The 15,930-nt window shown below is 62.5% G+C and carries 13 protein-coding genes; 1 reads left to right on the top strand and 12 read right to left on the bottom strand.

The window, feature by feature from the left end; genetic code table 11:
- Window positions 1-5: 5 nt before the first annotated feature.
- Genes ABVN21_RS05450 through ABVN21_RS05440 form a run of 3 tightly spaced genes read right to left on the bottom strand, consistent with a single transcriptional unit; the run spans window position 6 to window position 4,019 of the window.
- Complete coding sequence (locus ABVN21_RS05450; protein ID WP_339552990.1) at window positions 6-1,091, bottom strand: MBL fold metallo-hydrolase; 1,086 nt, start codon at window positions 1,089-1,091, stop codon at window positions 6-8.
- The gene (locus ABVN21_RS05445) at window positions 1,084-2,937 is read right to left on the bottom strand and encodes a long-chain-acyl-CoA synthetase (protein ID WP_339552989.1); all 1,854 of its coding nucleotides are present in this window, start codon (window positions 2,935-2,937) and stop codon (window positions 1,084-1,086) included. Before ABVN21_RS05445 ends, ABVN21_RS05450 begins: the two co-directional genes overlap by 8 nt.
- Entirely contained in the window at window positions 2,934-4,019 is a 1,086-nt protein-coding gene (locus tag ABVN21_RS05440) for an alkene reductase (protein ID WP_339552988.1), read from the bottom strand. Before ABVN21_RS05440 ends, ABVN21_RS05445 begins: the two co-directional genes overlap by 4 nt.
- Before the next feature lie 252 nt (window positions 4,020-4,271).
- Between ABVN21_RS05440 and ABVN21_RS05435 the strand changes: the two genes are divergently transcribed.
- Window positions 4,272-5,600, top strand: a complete 1,329-nt coding sequence (locus tag ABVN21_RS05435) for an MFS transporter (protein WP_339552987.1) — start codon at window positions 4,272-4,274, stop codon at window positions 5,598-5,600.
- A 114-nt stretch (window positions 5,601-5,714) separates the two neighbouring features.
- Here the strand turns inward: ABVN21_RS05435 and ABVN21_RS05430 are convergent, their stop codons facing one another.
- The 9 genes from ABVN21_RS05430 to ABVN21_RS05390 all read right to left on the bottom strand — a co-directional run bounded on the left by ABVN21_RS05430 (window position 5,715) and on the right by ABVN21_RS05390 (window position 15,929).
- Window positions 5,715-6,254, bottom strand: coding sequence for a 3'(2'),5'-bisphosphate nucleotidase CysQ (locus tag ABVN21_RS05430; protein ID WP_339552986.1), 540 nt, complete (start codon window positions 6,252-6,254; stop codon window positions 5,715-5,717).
- 16 nt (window positions 6,255-6,270) lie between these two features.
- Window positions 6,271-7,653: a DUF1329 domain-containing protein gene (locus tag ABVN21_RS05425; RefSeq protein ID WP_339552985.1), complete on the bottom strand. Its 1,383-nt coding sequence runs from the start codon at window positions 7,651-7,653 to the stop codon at window positions 6,271-6,273.
- 91 nt (window positions 7,654-7,744) lie between these two features.
- Complete coding sequence (locus tag ABVN21_RS05420) at window positions 7,745-9,427, bottom strand: class I adenylate-forming enzyme family protein (protein WP_339552984.1); 1,683 nt, start codon at window positions 9,425-9,427, stop codon at window positions 7,745-7,747.
- 191 nt (window positions 9,428-9,618) lie between these two features.
- Entirely contained in the window at window positions 9,619-10,761 is a 1,143-nt protein-coding gene (locus ABVN21_RS05415; protein WP_339552983.1) for an acyl-CoA dehydrogenase family protein, read from the bottom strand.
- Complete coding sequence (locus ABVN21_RS05410) at window positions 10,758-11,963, bottom strand: acyl-CoA dehydrogenase family protein (RefSeq protein ID WP_339552982.1); 1,206 nt, start codon at window positions 11,961-11,963, stop codon at window positions 10,758-10,760. Before ABVN21_RS05410 ends, ABVN21_RS05415 begins: the two co-directional genes overlap by 4 nt.
- A gap of 65 nt (window positions 11,964-12,028) precedes the next feature.
- Window positions 12,029-13,198, bottom strand: coding sequence for an acyl-CoA dehydrogenase family protein (locus ABVN21_RS05405; RefSeq protein WP_339552981.1), 1,170 nt, complete (start codon window positions 13,196-13,198; stop codon window positions 12,029-12,031).
- Window positions 13,199-13,208: 10 nt separating this feature from the next.
- Window positions 13,209-14,387, bottom strand: coding sequence for a lipid-transfer protein (locus ABVN21_RS05400; protein WP_339552980.1), 1,179 nt, complete (start codon window positions 14,385-14,387; stop codon window positions 13,209-13,211).
- A 17-nt stretch (window positions 14,388-14,404) separates the two neighbouring features.
- Window positions 14,405-14,824, bottom strand: coding sequence for a MaoC family dehydratase (locus ABVN21_RS05395; RefSeq protein ID WP_339552979.1), 420 nt, complete (start codon window positions 14,822-14,824; stop codon window positions 14,405-14,407).
- Complete coding sequence (locus tag ABVN21_RS05390; RefSeq protein ID WP_339552978.1) at window positions 14,796-15,929, bottom strand: acyl-CoA dehydrogenase family protein; 1,134 nt, start codon at window positions 15,927-15,929, stop codon at window positions 14,796-14,798. The genes ABVN21_RS05395 and ABVN21_RS05390 overlap by 29 nt, the downstream gene beginning before the upstream one ends.
- Between the last annotated feature and the right edge of the window lies 1 nt (window position 15,930).

Below are 15,930 nucleotides of genomic sequence, written 5' to 3'. Positions count from 1 at the left end.
CCCGCTCAAAACACCCTGAGCGAGGTAACCGCGCACGCTCCCCTTACAGCACGCCGGTAGCGATATCGCCCCCGGTCCTCTTCCCGCACCAGCGACCCTTCGGCCACCAGGTAGTTGGCATGGGCCAACGTTTCGCCCAGCGCCATCAGTTCGTCGAAACGACCCGACAACTTGGGAAACAACAAAGCCATCAGTTCGAGCACGGTGCGCGGCTCGTCACAGTCGGCCAGCATCAACGCCAGATGCCCGCGGTGATGGGCCTCAAGCTGATCCAGGCGCTGATGCAAATTGAAGAACGGCCGCTCGTGTGCCGGCAGCACCAGCACGCTGTCGGGCAAACTGCGCAAGTGCTCGATGGAGTCGAGCCAGTCGCGCAACGGGTTGGCCAACGGCTCCGTGGCATGCACGCCGACGGTGGAGGTGATGCGCGGCAGCACCTGGTCGCCGGAAATCAGTAAGCCGTCATCGGCGGCGTACAGACAGGCATGCTCGGGTGAGTGACCGCGACCGATGATCACCTGCCAGGTACGGCCACCGATATTCAGCAGGCTGCCTTCGTGCAAACGGCGGAAATGGTTCAGGGGTGCCGGCAGGAAATGCGCGTTGCTCATCACCGCGAACATCTCGGCACTTTGTTCATCGCTGACGCCGGCCTTGCGGTAGAAATCGAGAAAGTCCCATCCCGGTGGCTGATCGGCGGGAAACCTGACGTGCAGCGACTGGAACTCGCTGGCGGTCATGTACACCGGGCACTGGAAACGCTGCGAAAGCCACGCAGCCACACCGGCATGGTCGGAGTGAAAGTGAGTGCAGACCACCGCCAGCAGCGGCAACCCGCCACACACTTCACTGAGCACCCGGTCCCAGACTTCGCGGGTCTGATCGGTGTTCATGCCGGTGTCCACCACGACCCAGCCGTCGGTGTGGCGCAGCAGATAGAGGTTGATGTGGTCCAGGCGAAACGGCAGCGGCATGCGCAACCACCACACGCCGGGTGCCACTTCAAGCACCTGTCCGGAATCGGGCGCCTGCGGCCACGGATAACGCAGGCCGCTGCGCAGTTCATGACCGTTGACGTCGAGATCAGTCATGCTGGGTCACCGCGAAAGGCGTGAGGCCGACACGTGCCAGAACCTCTGCCGAGTAGGGCACGTAGGTGCGGGCATGCTCATCGCGGATGAACAATGGATCACTGCAACGCGTCGGGCAGTAACCCTGGCGCTGCAGATCGACCTTGCGCAGCTTGAAGCTGGCGGTCAGGTCGGCCAACTGGGTGACCCGCACGAATACGGGGGCCGCATAGCGCGGCAGGCGCGCTTCGGTCAGGGCGTACAGGGCGGCTGGATCGAACACCCGGTCTGCCTGCATCAGCACAGCGGCCATGCCGGCGCGGCCTTCATGGCCCGGCACCTGGACGCCGTAGATATTGATCAATTCCAGGCCCGCCAGATCGCCCAGGGCGTTCGCCACTTCCAGGGTCGACACGTTCTCGCTCTTCCAGCGATAGGTATCGCCGATGCGATCGAGGAAATAGCAGTAACCGTCGGCGTCCTCGCGCAGCAAATCGCCGGAACTCCAGTAGGCATCGCCCTCGCGAAACACATTGCGGCGGATTTTGCTCTCGGTCGCCTCGGCCGAGGTGTAACCCTCGAAACGCCCGCCACCGATCTCGGGGTGATCGACGATAAAGCCCATGGCCTCGCCAACCTCGCCCACTTTGCAGACTTGGTAGAAACCGTTTTCGTCCCGTGGATGACAGTCGTTTTCGACGTCGTAACGCACCAGTCGCACGTTGGTTTTGTTCCAGTCCGGCACGCGGCCACAGGAACCGAAATGGTTGTCGACGTTGATGATTGCGGCGTTGGCTTCGGTGGCTCCCCAGCCCTCGAATACCTGGATCGGGCCGAACCGTTCGAGCCAACGATGCCAGGTATCCGCGGTCAACCCGGCGCCGAGCATGCAGCGCAAACTGTGTTGACGCTCACCCTCGCGCACCGGCTGGTTAAGCAGGTAACGGCAGATCTCACCGATGTACTGGAAGATGCTGATCTGGTGACGTGCAACGTCGTTCCAGAACTCGCGAACGCTGAACTTGCGCCGTACCACGATGGCGGCACCGGCCTTCAGCGCGGTAGAGGTTACCGACGTAGCCGCTGCACCGTGGTACAGCGGCAGGCAGCAATAGAACACATCCTGACAAGTGGCAGGCAGGGTGACTTCCATCGCATCACCCGAGGACATCCAGCGCATGTGGCTGTAGCGCGCAGCTTTGGGCAAGCCTGTGGTGCCCGAGGTAAAGATCAACAGGGTGGTTGCCTGAGCCTCGATCTGCGCACGGATATCCCGGGGGAACGGCGTCCGCGGGGCTTTTTCCAGGCGCGCATCGAAATGCCCGTCGACGCCTTTGGGCAGAGGCCCGGCCCAGGGATTTTCCGCGTCACGAATCAGCCAGCACGCCAGTTCGGGGAAGCCTTCGGTCGCCTGCACGTTGCCCAGGCATTCCTCGCCGATGACCAGTGCCTTGGCATCGGTGGTTTGCAACGCGTGAAGCAACGGTCGACCGCTGACTTGCGTGTTGATGAACGCCACCACCACCCCAAGTTTGGCCAGGCCAAACCACGTACAGAAGAACTCGGGGCGGTTTTCCATGGCCAGGGCGCAGACATCGCCTGCACGCAAACCATTGGCGTAAAACGTGTGGGCCATCTGATTGGCCCGGGCATCGACCTCGGCGTAACTCAGGGTCTGCTCGCCGTAGATCAGGAACGGCCGCTCGCCTTGCTCACGCGCCTGATGCTCCAGGCGGTCGGCCATGGTGTAGAGATCACGCGGCTTGATCTTGCCGACGGCGGCCGAGCGTAAATCAAGTATTGCCTGAGTCTGCTCTCGAGGGACCGGCTGGGTGGGCAGGACGTTGGGCAAGTCGTTAAGGTTCATTGCGCCACCTCCTGGGCACTGGTTTGATAGGCGGGGTAATCCGAGTAACCGGCCGGACCGGGCGTATAGAGCGTCTTGCGATCGAAGCGATTCAGTGGCAGGCCACGCTTGAGGCGCTCCACCAGGTCCGGGTTGGCAATAAAGTGACGACCAAACGACACGGCAGCCCCCTCGCCCGACGCGAGTGCGGCGCTGGCCGTAGGGCCGTCGAAACCATCGTTGAGAATCAATGCATGAGGGCTGTGCCGGCGTGCCAGGGCGAAGGCATCGAGACCTTCCAGCGGCGAGCGCATAATGTGCAGGTAAGCGAGTGACAACGGCGCCACGGCCTCACACAACGCTGCGGCCGTGGCCGACGGATCGTGGTCTTCGATATCGTTGTAGGGGTTACCGGGGCACTGGCGAAAACCCACTCGACCCGCACCGATCGCACTGGCCATGGCCTCGATCACTTCCTTGGCAAACCGTACGCGTCCGGCCACATCGCCACCGTAGGCATCGCTGCGCTGGTTGCTGCCCGAGGCCATGAACTGCATCGGCAGATAACCGCTGGTGCAATGCAGCTCGACACCGTCGAAACCCGCCTGGCGCGCATTCAATGCGGCCCGGCGATAGTCTTCGATGGCCTCGCTGATACCTCGCAAGGTCAGCGCTTGTGGTTCATCGGTGTCCACCAGCCCATGGCTGTCGCTGAATACTTGTGTGCGAGCGCGCAACGGCGAAGGTGCCACCGTTGCCGCGCCCGACGGTTTGTTGTGCTGGCTGGCGGCGCGGCCGACATGCATCAACTGCAGGACAATGCGCCCGCCCTCGGCATGCACCGCTTCGGTGACCCGCTGCCAGCCCGCCATTTGTTCTGCGCTGTAGATCGCAGGCGTGCGGCAGTAGCCCAGGCCGCTGGCCGACGGTGCAGTGCCTTCGGCGACGATCAATCCGGCGCCCGCCCGCTGACGGTAGTACTCGACCATATCGCTGCCGGGTATGGCATCGACGAGAGCACGGCTGCGGGTCATGGGCGCCATGACAATGCGGTTGGCCAATTGCAGCTCGCCCAGGGTGACCGGCTCGAACAAGACGCTCATTTCAGTTCCTCAGCTTCTTATTGTTTTCAGGCTGTCGGCGGACTCGCCAAAGCATTGGCAAGTGCCGGCGAGCCAGCGAATATGGGCTGAATGATTGACCTTGAGCGCGAGCGAAACATCGTCCGACAAGACTAGGTCGGCTATCGTGCGTTTCGGCCTGACGGCGAACGGAAATGGTCTGAATGGACGATGAAGAAAATCCGCGACCAGCCGAGCATCGCGTCAACTAGAACAAAACCGGGAGCACCCGCAGTGAACCAATCCACACCCGTAACATGGCGAACGCACTACGCGCTTTTCGTGCTCGCCATCATCTATGTGTTCAATTACGTCGACCGTCAGTTGATGGCGATTCTGATCGAGCCGGTGAAGCTCGAATTCGGCATTACAGACACGCAGATCGGCCTGCTGTCGGGGGTCACCTTCGCGGTGTTCTATACCGTCTTTGGTTTTCCGCTGGGGCGCCTGTCGGACCGCATCGGGCGCAAGCCGGTGATCGCCTTCAGCTGCATTGCCTGGAGCGTGATGACCATGCTGTGCGGCGTGGCCGGTAACTTCCTGTCCCTGGTGCTGGCGCGGGTTGGTGTCGCCGTCGGCGAGGCTGGCGGCACGGCGCCGTCGGTCGCCATGGTGTCGGACCTGTACCCGGCAAACCGCCGCTCCACGGCCCTGTCAGTGCTGATGCTCGGTTCCAGCCTGGGCGCGATGGTCGGCCTCGGCCTGGGCGGCTGGATCGCCCAGCACCATGGCTGGCGCTACGCATTTGTGCTGGTCGGTGCCCCTGGAATCCTGCTTGGCCTGGTGTTGCTGCTGACCGTGCGCACACCCAAGCGGGTGGTGCCACTGAGCAGCGTTGCACTGCTACAGGATGGCTGGCTCAAGACGCTCGTCGAGCTGTTTCGCATGCCCTCGTTCCCGTGGCTGGTCTGCACCGGGGGCGCAGCTGCGATTGCCGGCTACGCCATCGGTACCTGGAGCCCGAGTTTTCTGATCCGCTCCCACGGCCTCAACATGCAAGAAGCCGGTTTCCTGGTGGGTGTGGTGGGCGGCGGCGGATCGACCATCGGCACCCTGATCTGCGGCATGCTCACTGACCGCATGGCACGGCGTGATGTGGGCTGGCAAATCGGCGTACCGCTGCTGGGTACGCTGGTCAGCATCCCGTTCGCCCTCGCCTATTTTCTCTGGCCTCAAGGCCTGGCGTTCCATATCGGCAGCATCGCCGTGCCGCAAGCCTTCCTGTTCTACAGCGCCTTCGCGTTCTTTGGCGTGTGGTGGGCAACGCCGTGCCTGAGCGCCATTACCCACTTGTTTCCGGCTACGCGATTGGCTCAGGCGACAGCGATCTTCGTGATGTCGATGACGCTTCTGGGCGTCGGCGTCGGACCCTTGTTCGTGGGCATGCTCAGCGACTTTTTTGTGTCGACCCTGGGGACTGAATCCCTGCGTTATGCCCTTGCTTCATCCGTGTCGATGCTGGTGCTCGCCAGTGTATTCCTGACCCTGGCGCTGCCACGTTACCGGCAACACATGAAAAACCCCGCTCCGCTTGCAGCACCGGCCAGCGCCGTCACGGCCTGACCTGCTTGCCCCACCTTTGCGCCGCTGCAACCCTGCCGGGTTACAGCGGTTTTTTTTATTCGAGAGAACCGCAGAACCTGTAGAAGCCGGCTTGCCGGCGAAAGTCGGTGAGACCTACAGCCCGTAAGCGTAGAAGTGCGGGTTGTCCAGGCCAGGCTTGCCATAACGCAACACATCACCGGGAAGGTTACGGATCTGTCCACCGGCAGCGACAAGCACCGCATACCCCGCGGCGATATCCCACTCCATGGTGCGCCCCAGGCGCGGATAAAGGTCTGCCTCCCCTGCAGCCACCAGACAAATTTTCAACGACGAACCGGCACTTTTCAGTGAGCGCACCTGACGCCCGTCGAGGAATTTATCCAGCGCCTCGGCATCACCATGGGAGCGACTGGCGACCACGTCCAGGCCCTCCTGCGTCACTGCGCGGCAGTGGATGGGCTGACGCCGCCCGGCCTTTTCAATAAAGGCGCCACAACCACGGGCACCGGCAAACAGTCGATCCAGCGCAGGGGCGAGAACCACTCCAAGCACCGGTTCGGCGTTATCGATCAGGGCAATATTGACGGTGAACTCGCCTTTGCGATTGATGAACGCCTTGGTTCCGTCCAGAAACAAAAAAGCCCTATCGCAATCCGATAGGGCTTTGGTCATTGCAACGAACCAGGACTTAACGCCCGATCGCGCGCGCCGCGTCAGCGGTGTATTGGTCCGGAGTGAATTTGCCTTCGTTGAGGATCGGCCCTTTCTTCGATTCGTTGGTCATGCCGTAGCCGGTGTACTGGCCAGAGTTCAAGTCCATGAAGAACTGGGAGCCGGCCTGCCAGCCGCTCATGTCAGGGTGGTAGTAATAGTTGACCAAGGCGTGCTTCCACAGCTGCCCACGGGCATCGTAGTTGTCGGCCATGACCGCGTTCCAGGTGTCTTCGTCGATGAACAGCACACGCTTGCCATAGACATGACGATAGCCTTCCTTCAGATCGGCTTCCAGCACCCACACGCGACGCAACTCATAACGCATGAACTCCGGGTTGGGATGGTTGGGCGTCAGCATGTCGGCATATTTGATCGACGCGGTGTTGGGTTTGAAGGCGTTGGCCGGGCTGTAGATTTCACGCTTGCCGATGAGCTTCCAGTTGAAGCGCTCTGGAGTGCCGTTGAACAAACGGTCCTCGTCGACAGTCATGGTGCCGTTGGTGCCGATCATTGGTTGATCGAAGCCGTAGCCCGGTAGTTGCCGTACGCGGCGGGTGGATGGGCTGTAGGACCAGGCCTGGCGTGAGTCCGTACCGAAGTTGTAGGGTTCGTGGGAAATGCTCAGCGTGCCATTGTCACGGGCCGGCTTGAGGGTCATGTTGTTGCTCATGGCCGAAATCTTGTCTTCGGTCCTGGAGTCGGCCGCTGGTGAGTTGGCCAATGCCAGGTTACGCGCGTATGCACGCCCCCAGCCGATGCTGCCATTGGGCAGGACCGAAGCCAGGTCGGTGGTTTTTTCCTCGGTGTAGGCTCGCGCCGGCTGTTGGTGGTTCCACAGCAATTCCATGCCGTTCTTGGGGATCGGGAACGGCACTTGGCCAATCCCGGTAAAACCTGCGCCGTCGTTGACCAGTTTGGCCTGCAAAGCGTTTTCCATCGCACGCCGGCACACATAATCCGGATAGCGGAAATCCCGATGACCCGGGTAAATGTTCATCTTGTAAGTGGTGGGGTACTTCTTCAGCAGCGCCTTCTGGCCTTCGGTCAGATGCGCCTCGTACTGGCTCATGTTTTGCGCAGTGATCACCAGGATCGGTTTCTCCGCCGCATAGGGGTCCACCGGCTGGTCGCCGGAGAACTTCACATGATTCCAGCCCGGGACTTCGCCCAGGTATTTACCGGTGTACGGCGGAATGGTGCCCTCGGCATTGCCGGCTTGTTCGGCGCCGACGCAGGTCAACTCCTTGCCCAGTTTGGCTGCTTCCTGCGGTGACACCGCGGCGTGCGCATAACCCATCAGCCCGCTATTGGCTGTGACTGCGACCGCGAGCATGAGACCTGATCTTGTTATTTTCATGTGATGCCTCCTTCGCTGATAAGGCTGTGTGGATGGACCCATTGTTCGTGTTCTGCCGGCCCCGACATCGTCCGGAAAGACTAAGGCCGCGTTATGCGTCCAGTTTTTCTTGCAGCTGTGCCTTGAGCACCTTGCCGGTGGCGTTGCGTGGCAAGGGTTCGAGTACCCGAAAGACCTGCGTCGGCACTTTGTAGGCGGCCAGGCGTTCGGCGATGAAGGCGCAGATTTGCGCTGGCTGGGGCAGCGTCGATGCCTGGCCATGCACGGCCAGCCCCACCGTCTCACCCAGCAGCGGATCGGCGATGGCGAACGCCGCCGCTTCCAGGACACCGGGCATATCGAGCACGCAAGTCTCGACTTCCGCAGCGGAAATTTTTTCGCCGCCACGGTTGATCAACTCCTTGACCCGGCCTGTGATATTGAGGAATCCCTCTTCGTCGAGGTAACCGATATCGCCGGTGTCGAGCCAACCGTCGCGCAGGCTTTGCGCCGTAGCTTCGGGCAGGTTCCAGTAGGCGCTCATCAGGGTTGGCGAGCGCAGCCAGATCACCCCGCGAGTGCCCGCAGGCTCAGGCTGTTGCGGATCGTCACCAATGCGAATATCGACAATCGGCAAGGCCCAACCCGTCGTCGCCGGCTTGTACACAAACTGATCGCCACCAATCGCCGCGCCGATACCGTTGCTTTCCGTCAGGCCATAGCCAGCTCCGCCAATGGCGTCAGGCTTGAGCTTGAGCATGTCGTCGAGCACACCGGCGGACGAAGCGCCACCGCCCAGCCCGAGGCCGAACAGGCTGGCGGTGTGCTCGCTGCCAAAGCGTGGTGAGGCGAGCAGTTGCTGCATCATCACCGGCGCCCCGTTGAACTGGGTGCAGCGTTCATCGCGAATGAGGTCGATGGCGCGTTCGACATCCCATTTGTACATCAGCATCAAGCGCCGACCGCCCCGCAGTGCCGACAGGAACTGCGCATGCAAGCCGCTGACATGGAACAGCGGAACCGCCGCCAGCGTGGTGGGCGGGTAGCCGCTGTTGATCACGACGCCGATACGTTCGGGTGAGCTCATGGCGCAAAATGCGCTTTGAAAGTCCAGGGCAAACAGCGCCTGGGAGATTGCTCGGTGACTGGAAACCACGCCTTTGGCACGGCTGGTGGTACCGGAGGTGTAAAGGATCAGCGCCGGCGCATCGGGGTCGATGTCCAGCGCAGGCAGCGGAGATACCGGGGCGCTGATCAGGTCTTCGAAACGCAGGCAGTACTCGGGTAACGTTCCTTCCCGGGCCCCGACGACAATCGTCGCCCGCTGTTCACGGGCCAGGTCTTCGCGCAGGGTATCGAGCCGCGCTTCGTCGCACAGCAACACGCGCGAACCACTGTCCTGCAGCGCGTACTGCAACTCATCGCGCAGCCCCCAACTGTTCAGCGGCACACACACACCGCCGCAGCGTTGGATAGCGGCAAACGCCACCAGCCACGCCGGTTGGTTGCGCATGGCAATCGCCACCCGCTCGCCCGGTTGCAGCTCAAAACGCGTGACCATCTGCCCCGCGAGGCGGTCGACTTGTTCGTAGAACTGGTTGAAGGTCAGGCGTTGCGACTGCCAAACCAGGAACTCACGGTCGCCGTGCACTCGACCGGCGTCAATGACCTGCAGCAGGTCGTGCGCGGCGTGACGAAAGTAGCGTGGCGCGCCGTCATCGGGCGTCACCACCTCAAACGGCGCACCGGGGGCGATCAATTGCCGCCACGCGGTTTGCCAGCGTTCAATGCTCATTTTTATTTTCTCCAGGACAGCCGGATTGCACACCTACTGGCGTGCAATCGGGCCAATGTCAGTCGGTCAGCGAACATCCCTGTGGGAGCGAGCCTGCTCGCGTTGAGGGCGTGTCAGTCGATATCAATGCCGCCTGTTACACCGCTATCGCGAGCAGGCTCGCTCCCACAGGCGTTGACTGCCTGCAGGTGCTACGCGTGGGTCAAATAGCGCTCGCAATGGAAATCCCGATCGCCCAGGCAGCTCTGCGCCACGCGGACGCGCTTGAGATACAGGCCGACATCCAGTTCGTCGGTGACGCCGATGCCGCCGTGCATTTGCACGGCTTCGTTGGCGACCTTGATCGCCGTGTCGCCAGCTTTCCACTTCGCCAGGCTGACCAGTCGCGCCCGTGCAGCGGCGTCGAGGCTGGTGTCATCCAGCGTCGCCAGCGCGGCCATCAGGGCGCTGCGGCTCAGCGCCAGGTCGATGTGCATTTGCGCGGCACGATGTTGCAGGACCTGGAAGGTGCCAATCGGTGTGTCGAACTGCACACGGGTCTTGAGGTACTCCAGCGTGGTTTCGAACAGTTGCTCGGCCATCCCCAACAGCTCCGCCGCGAGGCAGGTGCGGCCACGGTCCAGCGCGGTTTCCAGCGCGGTCCAGCCCTCGCCCAACGTGCCCAGCAGCGCATCGCTGGCCAGTTGCACCTGGTCCAGTTGCAAGCGAGCGCTGTTACGCGAATCGATCAGCGACAAGGCGCTGACGGTCAAACCCGGCGTATCGGCCGGCACCAGGAACAAGCTGATACCTTGCGTCTCACCCGCCTGCCCGGACGTGCGCGCCGCGATCACATAGGCATCGGCACCCAGGCCATCGACCACCCAGAACTTGTCGCCATGCAAGCGATAGCCCTGCCCTTCGACTTTCGCGGCAAGGGCAATCCGGCTCGGGTCGTGGCGCGACTGTTCATCAACAGCAAGGGCCAGGCGCTGTTCACCACCGATGACGGCTTGCAACCAGCGCGTCTGTTGCGTCGGATTGCCCGCCAGAAGCACCAGCGAACCTCCGAGTACCACGCTGGACAATAACGGTGTGGCGGACAGGTTGCGGCCCATGGATTCGAAGATCGGCCCAAGGCCCTTGCAACCGAAATCCAGGCCGCCGAAGTCTTCCGGAAACGGAATCGCACTCCAGCCAAGATCGACCGCGCCCTGCCACAACTGCGCATCGAAACCCGTCGCGACCGCGTCATCGCGTAGTCGACGCTGGGCACTGACCGGGCTGCGGGCCGCGAGAAAATCCCGGGCGCTGTCGGCCAGCAAACGCTGTTCATCGCTATAACGCAGGCTCATGGGGTGACTCCTTTTTTAGCGTCGGGCAAACCCAGCACGCGCTTGGCGATGACGTTCAACTGGACCTCCGACGACCCGCCGGAAATGGTCAGCGCATAGCTGTTCAACCAGGAGCGGGTCACCGCCAGTTGCTGCTCGCTGAATGCTGAGCTCTCCCAGCCGAAGGCATGCCCGGCCATGGCATCGAGCAGCACTTCGAACTTGTCGCGTTCCTGTTCGGTGTGCACCAGTTTCATGATCGACATCAGGCCGCTAATGTCGTCGCCGGCCCGCGCCTCCTCTCCCATGCGCTGCACGGTCAAGTTGTAGGCATGCTCGTTCATCGCACAAGCCGTGGCCCGCGCCTGCAGAGCGTGTTCACTCTGGGTCCGGGGCGCCGGCACGTACTCGCGCATCAGCGCCAGCAGGTCGAAGTGCGACGGCAGGCTGAACTCGCCGAATTTCGACATCGCCTTGCGTTCGTGTTGCAGCAGGTATTTGGCCAGGTTCCAGCCGCCGTTCAACGGTCCGATCAATTGGCTCTTGGGCACTTTCACGCTGTCGAAGAACACCTGGCAGAACGCCGATTTGCCGCTGATCAAATCGATTGGCTGCGGCTTGACGCCGGGGCTGCGCATGTCCAGCACGATCAAGCTGATGCCTTCGTGTTTCGGCGCGCTTAAGTCAGTGCGCACCAGGGCATACATCCAGTCGGATTTGTCGCCGTAGGAGGTCCAGATCTTGCTGCCGTCAACCACGAAGTGATCGCCCGCGTCGCGCGCAGCCATTTTCAGGCTGGCCAGGTCGGAACCGGCGTTCGGCTCGGAGAAGCCCTGGCACCAGCGCACCTCACCGCGGGCAATCGGCGGCAATAGATCGCGTTTCTGTTGTTCGCTGCCGAAGGCCAGCAACACCGGCCCGAGCATCCAGATACCGAGGTTGATCTGCGGCGGCCGGCACTTGAGGCGACGCATCTCGCTTTCCAGCACCGCCAGTTGCTCGTCGCTCAGACCGGCGCCGCCGTATTCCTCGGGCCACTCGGGGCAGAACCAGCGCTTGTCGCGCATGCGCTCGAACCACAGGCGCGCGTCCTCACAGGGAAACTGCGGGTTCTGGCTGCCCCACACCACATCGCCTTCAGCCATGCCGGTACGCATCGACGGCGGGCAGTTGGCTTCCAGCCAGGCACGGGTGTCGTGCCTGAATTGCTCGATAGTGCTCATGAAAGTCCCCTTCGACCCGCCCCGGATCCGGGGCGAGTACGGTTTTTGTTGTTGATGGACCCGCGTCAGCGTTGAGTACGCGGCATGCCGAGGCCAAACTGGGCAATCAGCTCGCGCTGGATTTCATTGGTGCCACCGCCAAAGGTCAGGGTCGTTGCAGAACGCAATTCATATTCCAGATCCCCCTCCAACAGCGTCGCGGCCGAACCGCTGCGCAGCGAACCATTGGCACCGACGATCGCCGCCAGCCTGCGCAGGATTTCAATGGCCGACTCCGAACCGTAAACCTTGGTGGTCGAACTCAGCGCGACGCTCATGCGGTCGAGTTCGAGATCGGCGGCAATGCGCATATTGATCAGGCGCATCGCCTCCAGGCGCGCATAACATTCGGCCAGCGAGCTGCGCACCCAGGCTTTGTCCATCGCCCGGCGGCCCTGTTCATCGCGGGCCCGCGCCCACAGATACACCCTGCGAAACAGCGCCACGACTTTGTCTGACCAGGTGCCCAGGCCGAGGCGCTCGTGGTTTAACTGCGAGGTGATGAGTTTCCAGCCACCGTGCAACTCACCCACCAGCATCTCGTTGGGCACCCGCACGTTGTCGTAGTAAGTGGCCGCTGTCGGGTTGCCGACGGTGCGAATCAAGGTGTGGGAGAAGCCCGGGGTCGTGGTGTCGACGATCAGCAGTGAAATGCCTTTGTGCCGGGCCTGGGTCGGGTCAGTACGGGCCGCCAGCCAGACGAAGTCGGCCGATTCGGCACCCGAGGTCCACAGCTTGTTGCCATTGACGACAAAGCCTTCGTCGTCCTGGCGGGCACTGGTTTTCAGCACCGCCAGGTCACTGCCCGCTTCGGGTTCCGAGTAACCGATGGCAAACATGATTTCGCCGGCGGCGATGCCGGGCAGGAAGCGTTCTTTTTGCAGCTCGCTGCCGTGGGCCATCAATGCCGGGCCTACGGTACTGATGGTCACGAACGGCAACGGCGCCCCGGCGATGTTGGCTTCTTCGAAGAAGATCAACTGCTCGGTGGCGGCGTAACCCTGGCCACCATGGGCCTTGGGCCAGCCGACCGCGAGCCAGCCGTCGCTGCCCATCTGGCGGATGGTCTGGCGATACAACTCACCGCCTTCCTTGCCGCGCAATTGGTTGCGCATGTCCGGGGTCATCAGGGCCTGGAAATAGTCCCGCACCTTGTGGCGCAGGGCATGTTGTTCGGGAGTGAGGTCGACGAACATCTGCTGCTCCTTAGGCTGCGCCGAGAATCAGGCCGCTGGTGGGTACGCCGGTTCCGGCGGTGACCAGCACGTTTTGCACATCCGCCACCTGGTTGACCGCCGTGCCACGCACTTGGCGCACTGCTTCGGCGATGCCGTTCATGCCATGGATATACGCTTCGCCCAGTTGCCCGCCGTGGGTGTTGATCGGCAATTTGCCGCCACGGGCGTGGTGCCCGGCGCGGATGAATTCCTTGGCTTCGCCGCGTTTGGCAAAGCCGAATTCTTCCAGCTGTGGCAGCACGAACGGGGTGAAGTGGTCATAAATCACGGCGGTCTGGAAAGACTCGGGACCGAGGCCGGATTGGCGATACAGCTCGCGGGCGACCACTCCCATTTCCGGCAGCCCGGTAATGTCCTCGCGGTAGAACGAGGTCATGCTCTGCTGACCGTGGCTGATGCCCTGGGAACCGGCCTTGATGGTCACCGGTTTCTGGCGCAAGTCACGGGCGCGTTCGGCCGAGGTGATGACCATCGCCACCGCGCCATCGGATTCCTGACAGCAGTCGAGCAAGTGCAGCGGTTCGCAGATCCAGCGCGAGGCCTGGTGTTCTTCCAGGGTGATCGGCTTGCCGTGGAAAAATGCCTGGGGGTTGGTCGCGGCAAAATCCCGCGCCGCCACCGCCACCCGGCCGAAGTCTTCACTGGTGGCGCCATAGGTGTGCATGTAGCGCTGGGCGAACATCCCGACCCAGGCCGCCGGTGTATGAAAGCCGTGGGGCATGTACCAGCCGTAGTTGACGTTGTCGAAGGTCGGCGTCGAAGCGAAGCCGTAGGCGCCCGTCCCGAAGCGATACCAGGAACGCTCGTTCATGGCGCGATAGACCACCACCACTTTCGCCATCCCGGTGGCAACAGCCATGGCCGCGTGCATCACCGGCCCGCAGGCCGCGCCGCCGCCGTGGGGCACTTGCGAGAAAAACTTCACATCTTTGCAACCGAGCAAACGGGCTATTTCGTACTCCGGGACCTTGTCCACCGAGTAGGAGCTGAAGCCCTCGACCTCGGACGGATCGATGCCGGCGTCCTTGAGCGCACTTAAGGTGGCCTCCAGGGCCAGGCGCAATTCAGTGCGTCCGGAGTTCTTGGAAAATTCGGTAGCGCCCAGACCAACGATCGCAGCGCGCCCGGAAATCGATGAATCAGTCATCTGTGTCTCTCCGGCTGTCAGGGCAGGACCAGCGCGACCGTCCCGGTCACGTGGTTGCCCATGGAATTTTTGCCGCTCAAGGTGATTTCCACCGAACGGGTGTCCGCATCTACGCCGGTGACGCTGCCATTGAAGGTCATGCAGTCACCGGGATAGTTCGGCGCGCCGAGCTTGATTTTCAGCGCGGTGAATTGCGCCAGCGGCCCGGCCCATTGCTCGACGAACCGCTGCACCAACCCATTGGTGGTGAGGATGTTCATGAACACATGGGGCGAACCCAGCGCACGGGCCGCTTCCGCGTCGTGGTGACCGGGGAAGTAGTCACGGGTGGCAATCGCGCCGCCGTTGATCAGGGTCACCGTGATCGGTACGGCAAGCTCCGGCAGTGCTTCGCCGGGGCGCACGTCTTCAAAGCGCTTGGTGTTCTTCGAGGTCATATTTCCATCCCAGCTTGTCGTTATCGTTGAGCCAGTCGCCGAGGCGTTCCAGGCTTGCCGCCGAACCACCCAGGGCAAGGCACAGGCCGCGGCTCCAGTAGAGAAAACGGTGGATCGGGTACGTCAGGTCGACGCCGATGCCGCCATGCACGTGCTGTGCGGCATGGCCAATGCGGTGCCCCGCTTCGCAGGCCAGCCAGGCAGTGGCCAACGCTTCGGAAGGCGCCGGCAACCCGGCATCGATGCGGTAAGCCAGTTGCCACAGCGCGGTGCGCAACGCTTCGACGGCGATGTGGTTGTCGGCCATGCTCATCTGCACCGCCTGGAAGCTGCCGATGCTGCGTTCGAACTGCCGGCGCTCGCTGACGTAGGCCACGGTGCGGCGGATCTGCTCTTCGCTGACCCCCAGTTGCAAGGCGGCCAATGCCGCAGTGCAGCGCAGCTCCAGCCAGGCGACGGCCTCGGCCGGCAATAGCGCCGCAGCGTTCACGGTCAAATCTTCGATGTGCAGGTCCGCCACCGCTTCGCCGTGGGTCAACACCGCCGAAACCCGTCGAATTTCAGGCGCCGACAGGTCGAGCAGCAGCAACCGCGGCTGCCCCTCCACCTGCACCAACACCAGTGCGGCATTGGCCTGGTCACCCAGGGACAAGGCCGCGACCCGGCCATTGATCGACCAGCCTCCGGCATTCGCCTGTGCTTGCAACTCAATGCCCCGGGCACTGCTCAAGCCATCGAGGGACAGGCTCAGCAGCGCCTCGCCGGACGCCGCTTTGCCGATCCATCCGGCAGTGTCGCCAGCATCGAAACGGGCCAGGGTCGCAGCCGACAATTGATGACGCCATAACGGCACTTGGGCCAAGGCCTTGCCCTGGGCTTGCAGCACCAGCATCAGTTCGGTCATGCCCAGACCGCTGCCGCCGTGCTCTTCGGGAATCGCCAGGGCATGCAGGCCGGTCTCGATACACAGCGCCCACAGCGGCGCCATCATCGGTTCGCCGCTGGCGTCCCACTGGCGCATGTAGTCGTCATGGCAATGGTCGACAAACAAGCCGTCGGCCATCTGCGCAATGGCGCGCTGGTCTTCGCTCAATTCGAAATCCATA

The organism is Pseudomonas sp. MYb327, assembly GCF_040438925.1.
Classification (GTDB): domain Bacteria; phylum Pseudomonadota; class Gammaproteobacteria; order Pseudomonadales; family Pseudomonadaceae; genus Aquipseudomonas.
Note: the sequence above shows the minus strand (reverse complement) of the source record. Positions and strands in the feature narration are given on the sequence as shown.

What these genes read in the sequence shown, in the direction of transcription:
- ABVN21_RS05450 (WP_339552990.1), bottom strand. Translation starts at nt 1,091, where the DNA reads ATGACTGATCTCGACGTCAACGGTCATGAACTGCGCAGCGGCCTGCGT.
- ABVN21_RS05445 (WP_339552989.1), bottom strand. Translation starts at nt 2,937, where the DNA reads ATGAACCTTAACGACTTGCCCAACGTCCTGCCCACCCAGCCGGTCCCT.
- ABVN21_RS05440 (WP_339552988.1), bottom strand. Translation starts at nt 4,019, where the DNA reads ATGAGCGTCTTGTTCGAGCCGGTCACCCTGGGCGAGCTGCAATTGGCC.
- ABVN21_RS05430 (WP_339552986.1), bottom strand. Translation starts at nt 6,254, where the DNA reads ATGACCAAAGCCCTATCGGATTGCGATAGGGCTTTTTTGTTTCTGGAC.
- ABVN21_RS05425 (WP_339552985.1), bottom strand. Translation starts at nt 7,653, where the DNA reads ATGAAAATAACAAGATCAGGTCTCATGCTCGCGGTCGCAGTCACAGCC.
- ABVN21_RS05420 (WP_339552984.1), bottom strand. Translation starts at nt 9,427, where the DNA reads ATGAGCATTGAACGCTGGCAAACCGCGTGGCGGCAATTGATCGCCCCC.
- ABVN21_RS05415 (WP_339552983.1), bottom strand. Translation starts at nt 10,761, where the DNA reads ATGAGCCTGCGTTATAGCGATGAACAGCGTTTGCTGGCCGACAGCGCC.
- ABVN21_RS05410 (WP_339552982.1), bottom strand. Translation starts at nt 11,963, where the DNA reads ATGAGCACTATCGAGCAATTCAGGCACGACACCCGTGCCTGGCTGGAA.
- ABVN21_RS05405 (WP_339552981.1), bottom strand. Translation starts at nt 13,198, where the DNA reads ATGTTCGTCGACCTCACTCCCGAACAACATGCCCTGCGCCACAAGGTG.
- ABVN21_RS05400 (WP_339552980.1), bottom strand. Translation starts at nt 14,387, where the DNA reads ATGACTGATTCATCGATTTCCGGGCGCGCTGCGATCGTTGGTCTGGGC.
- ABVN21_RS05395 (WP_339552979.1), bottom strand. Translation starts at nt 14,824, where the DNA reads ATGACCTCGAAGAACACCAAGCGCTTTGAAGACGTGCGCCCCGGCGAA.
- ABVN21_RS05390 (WP_339552978.1), bottom strand. Translation starts at nt 15,929, where the DNA reads ATGGATTTCGAATTGAGCGAAGACCAGCGCGCCATTGCGCAGATGGCC.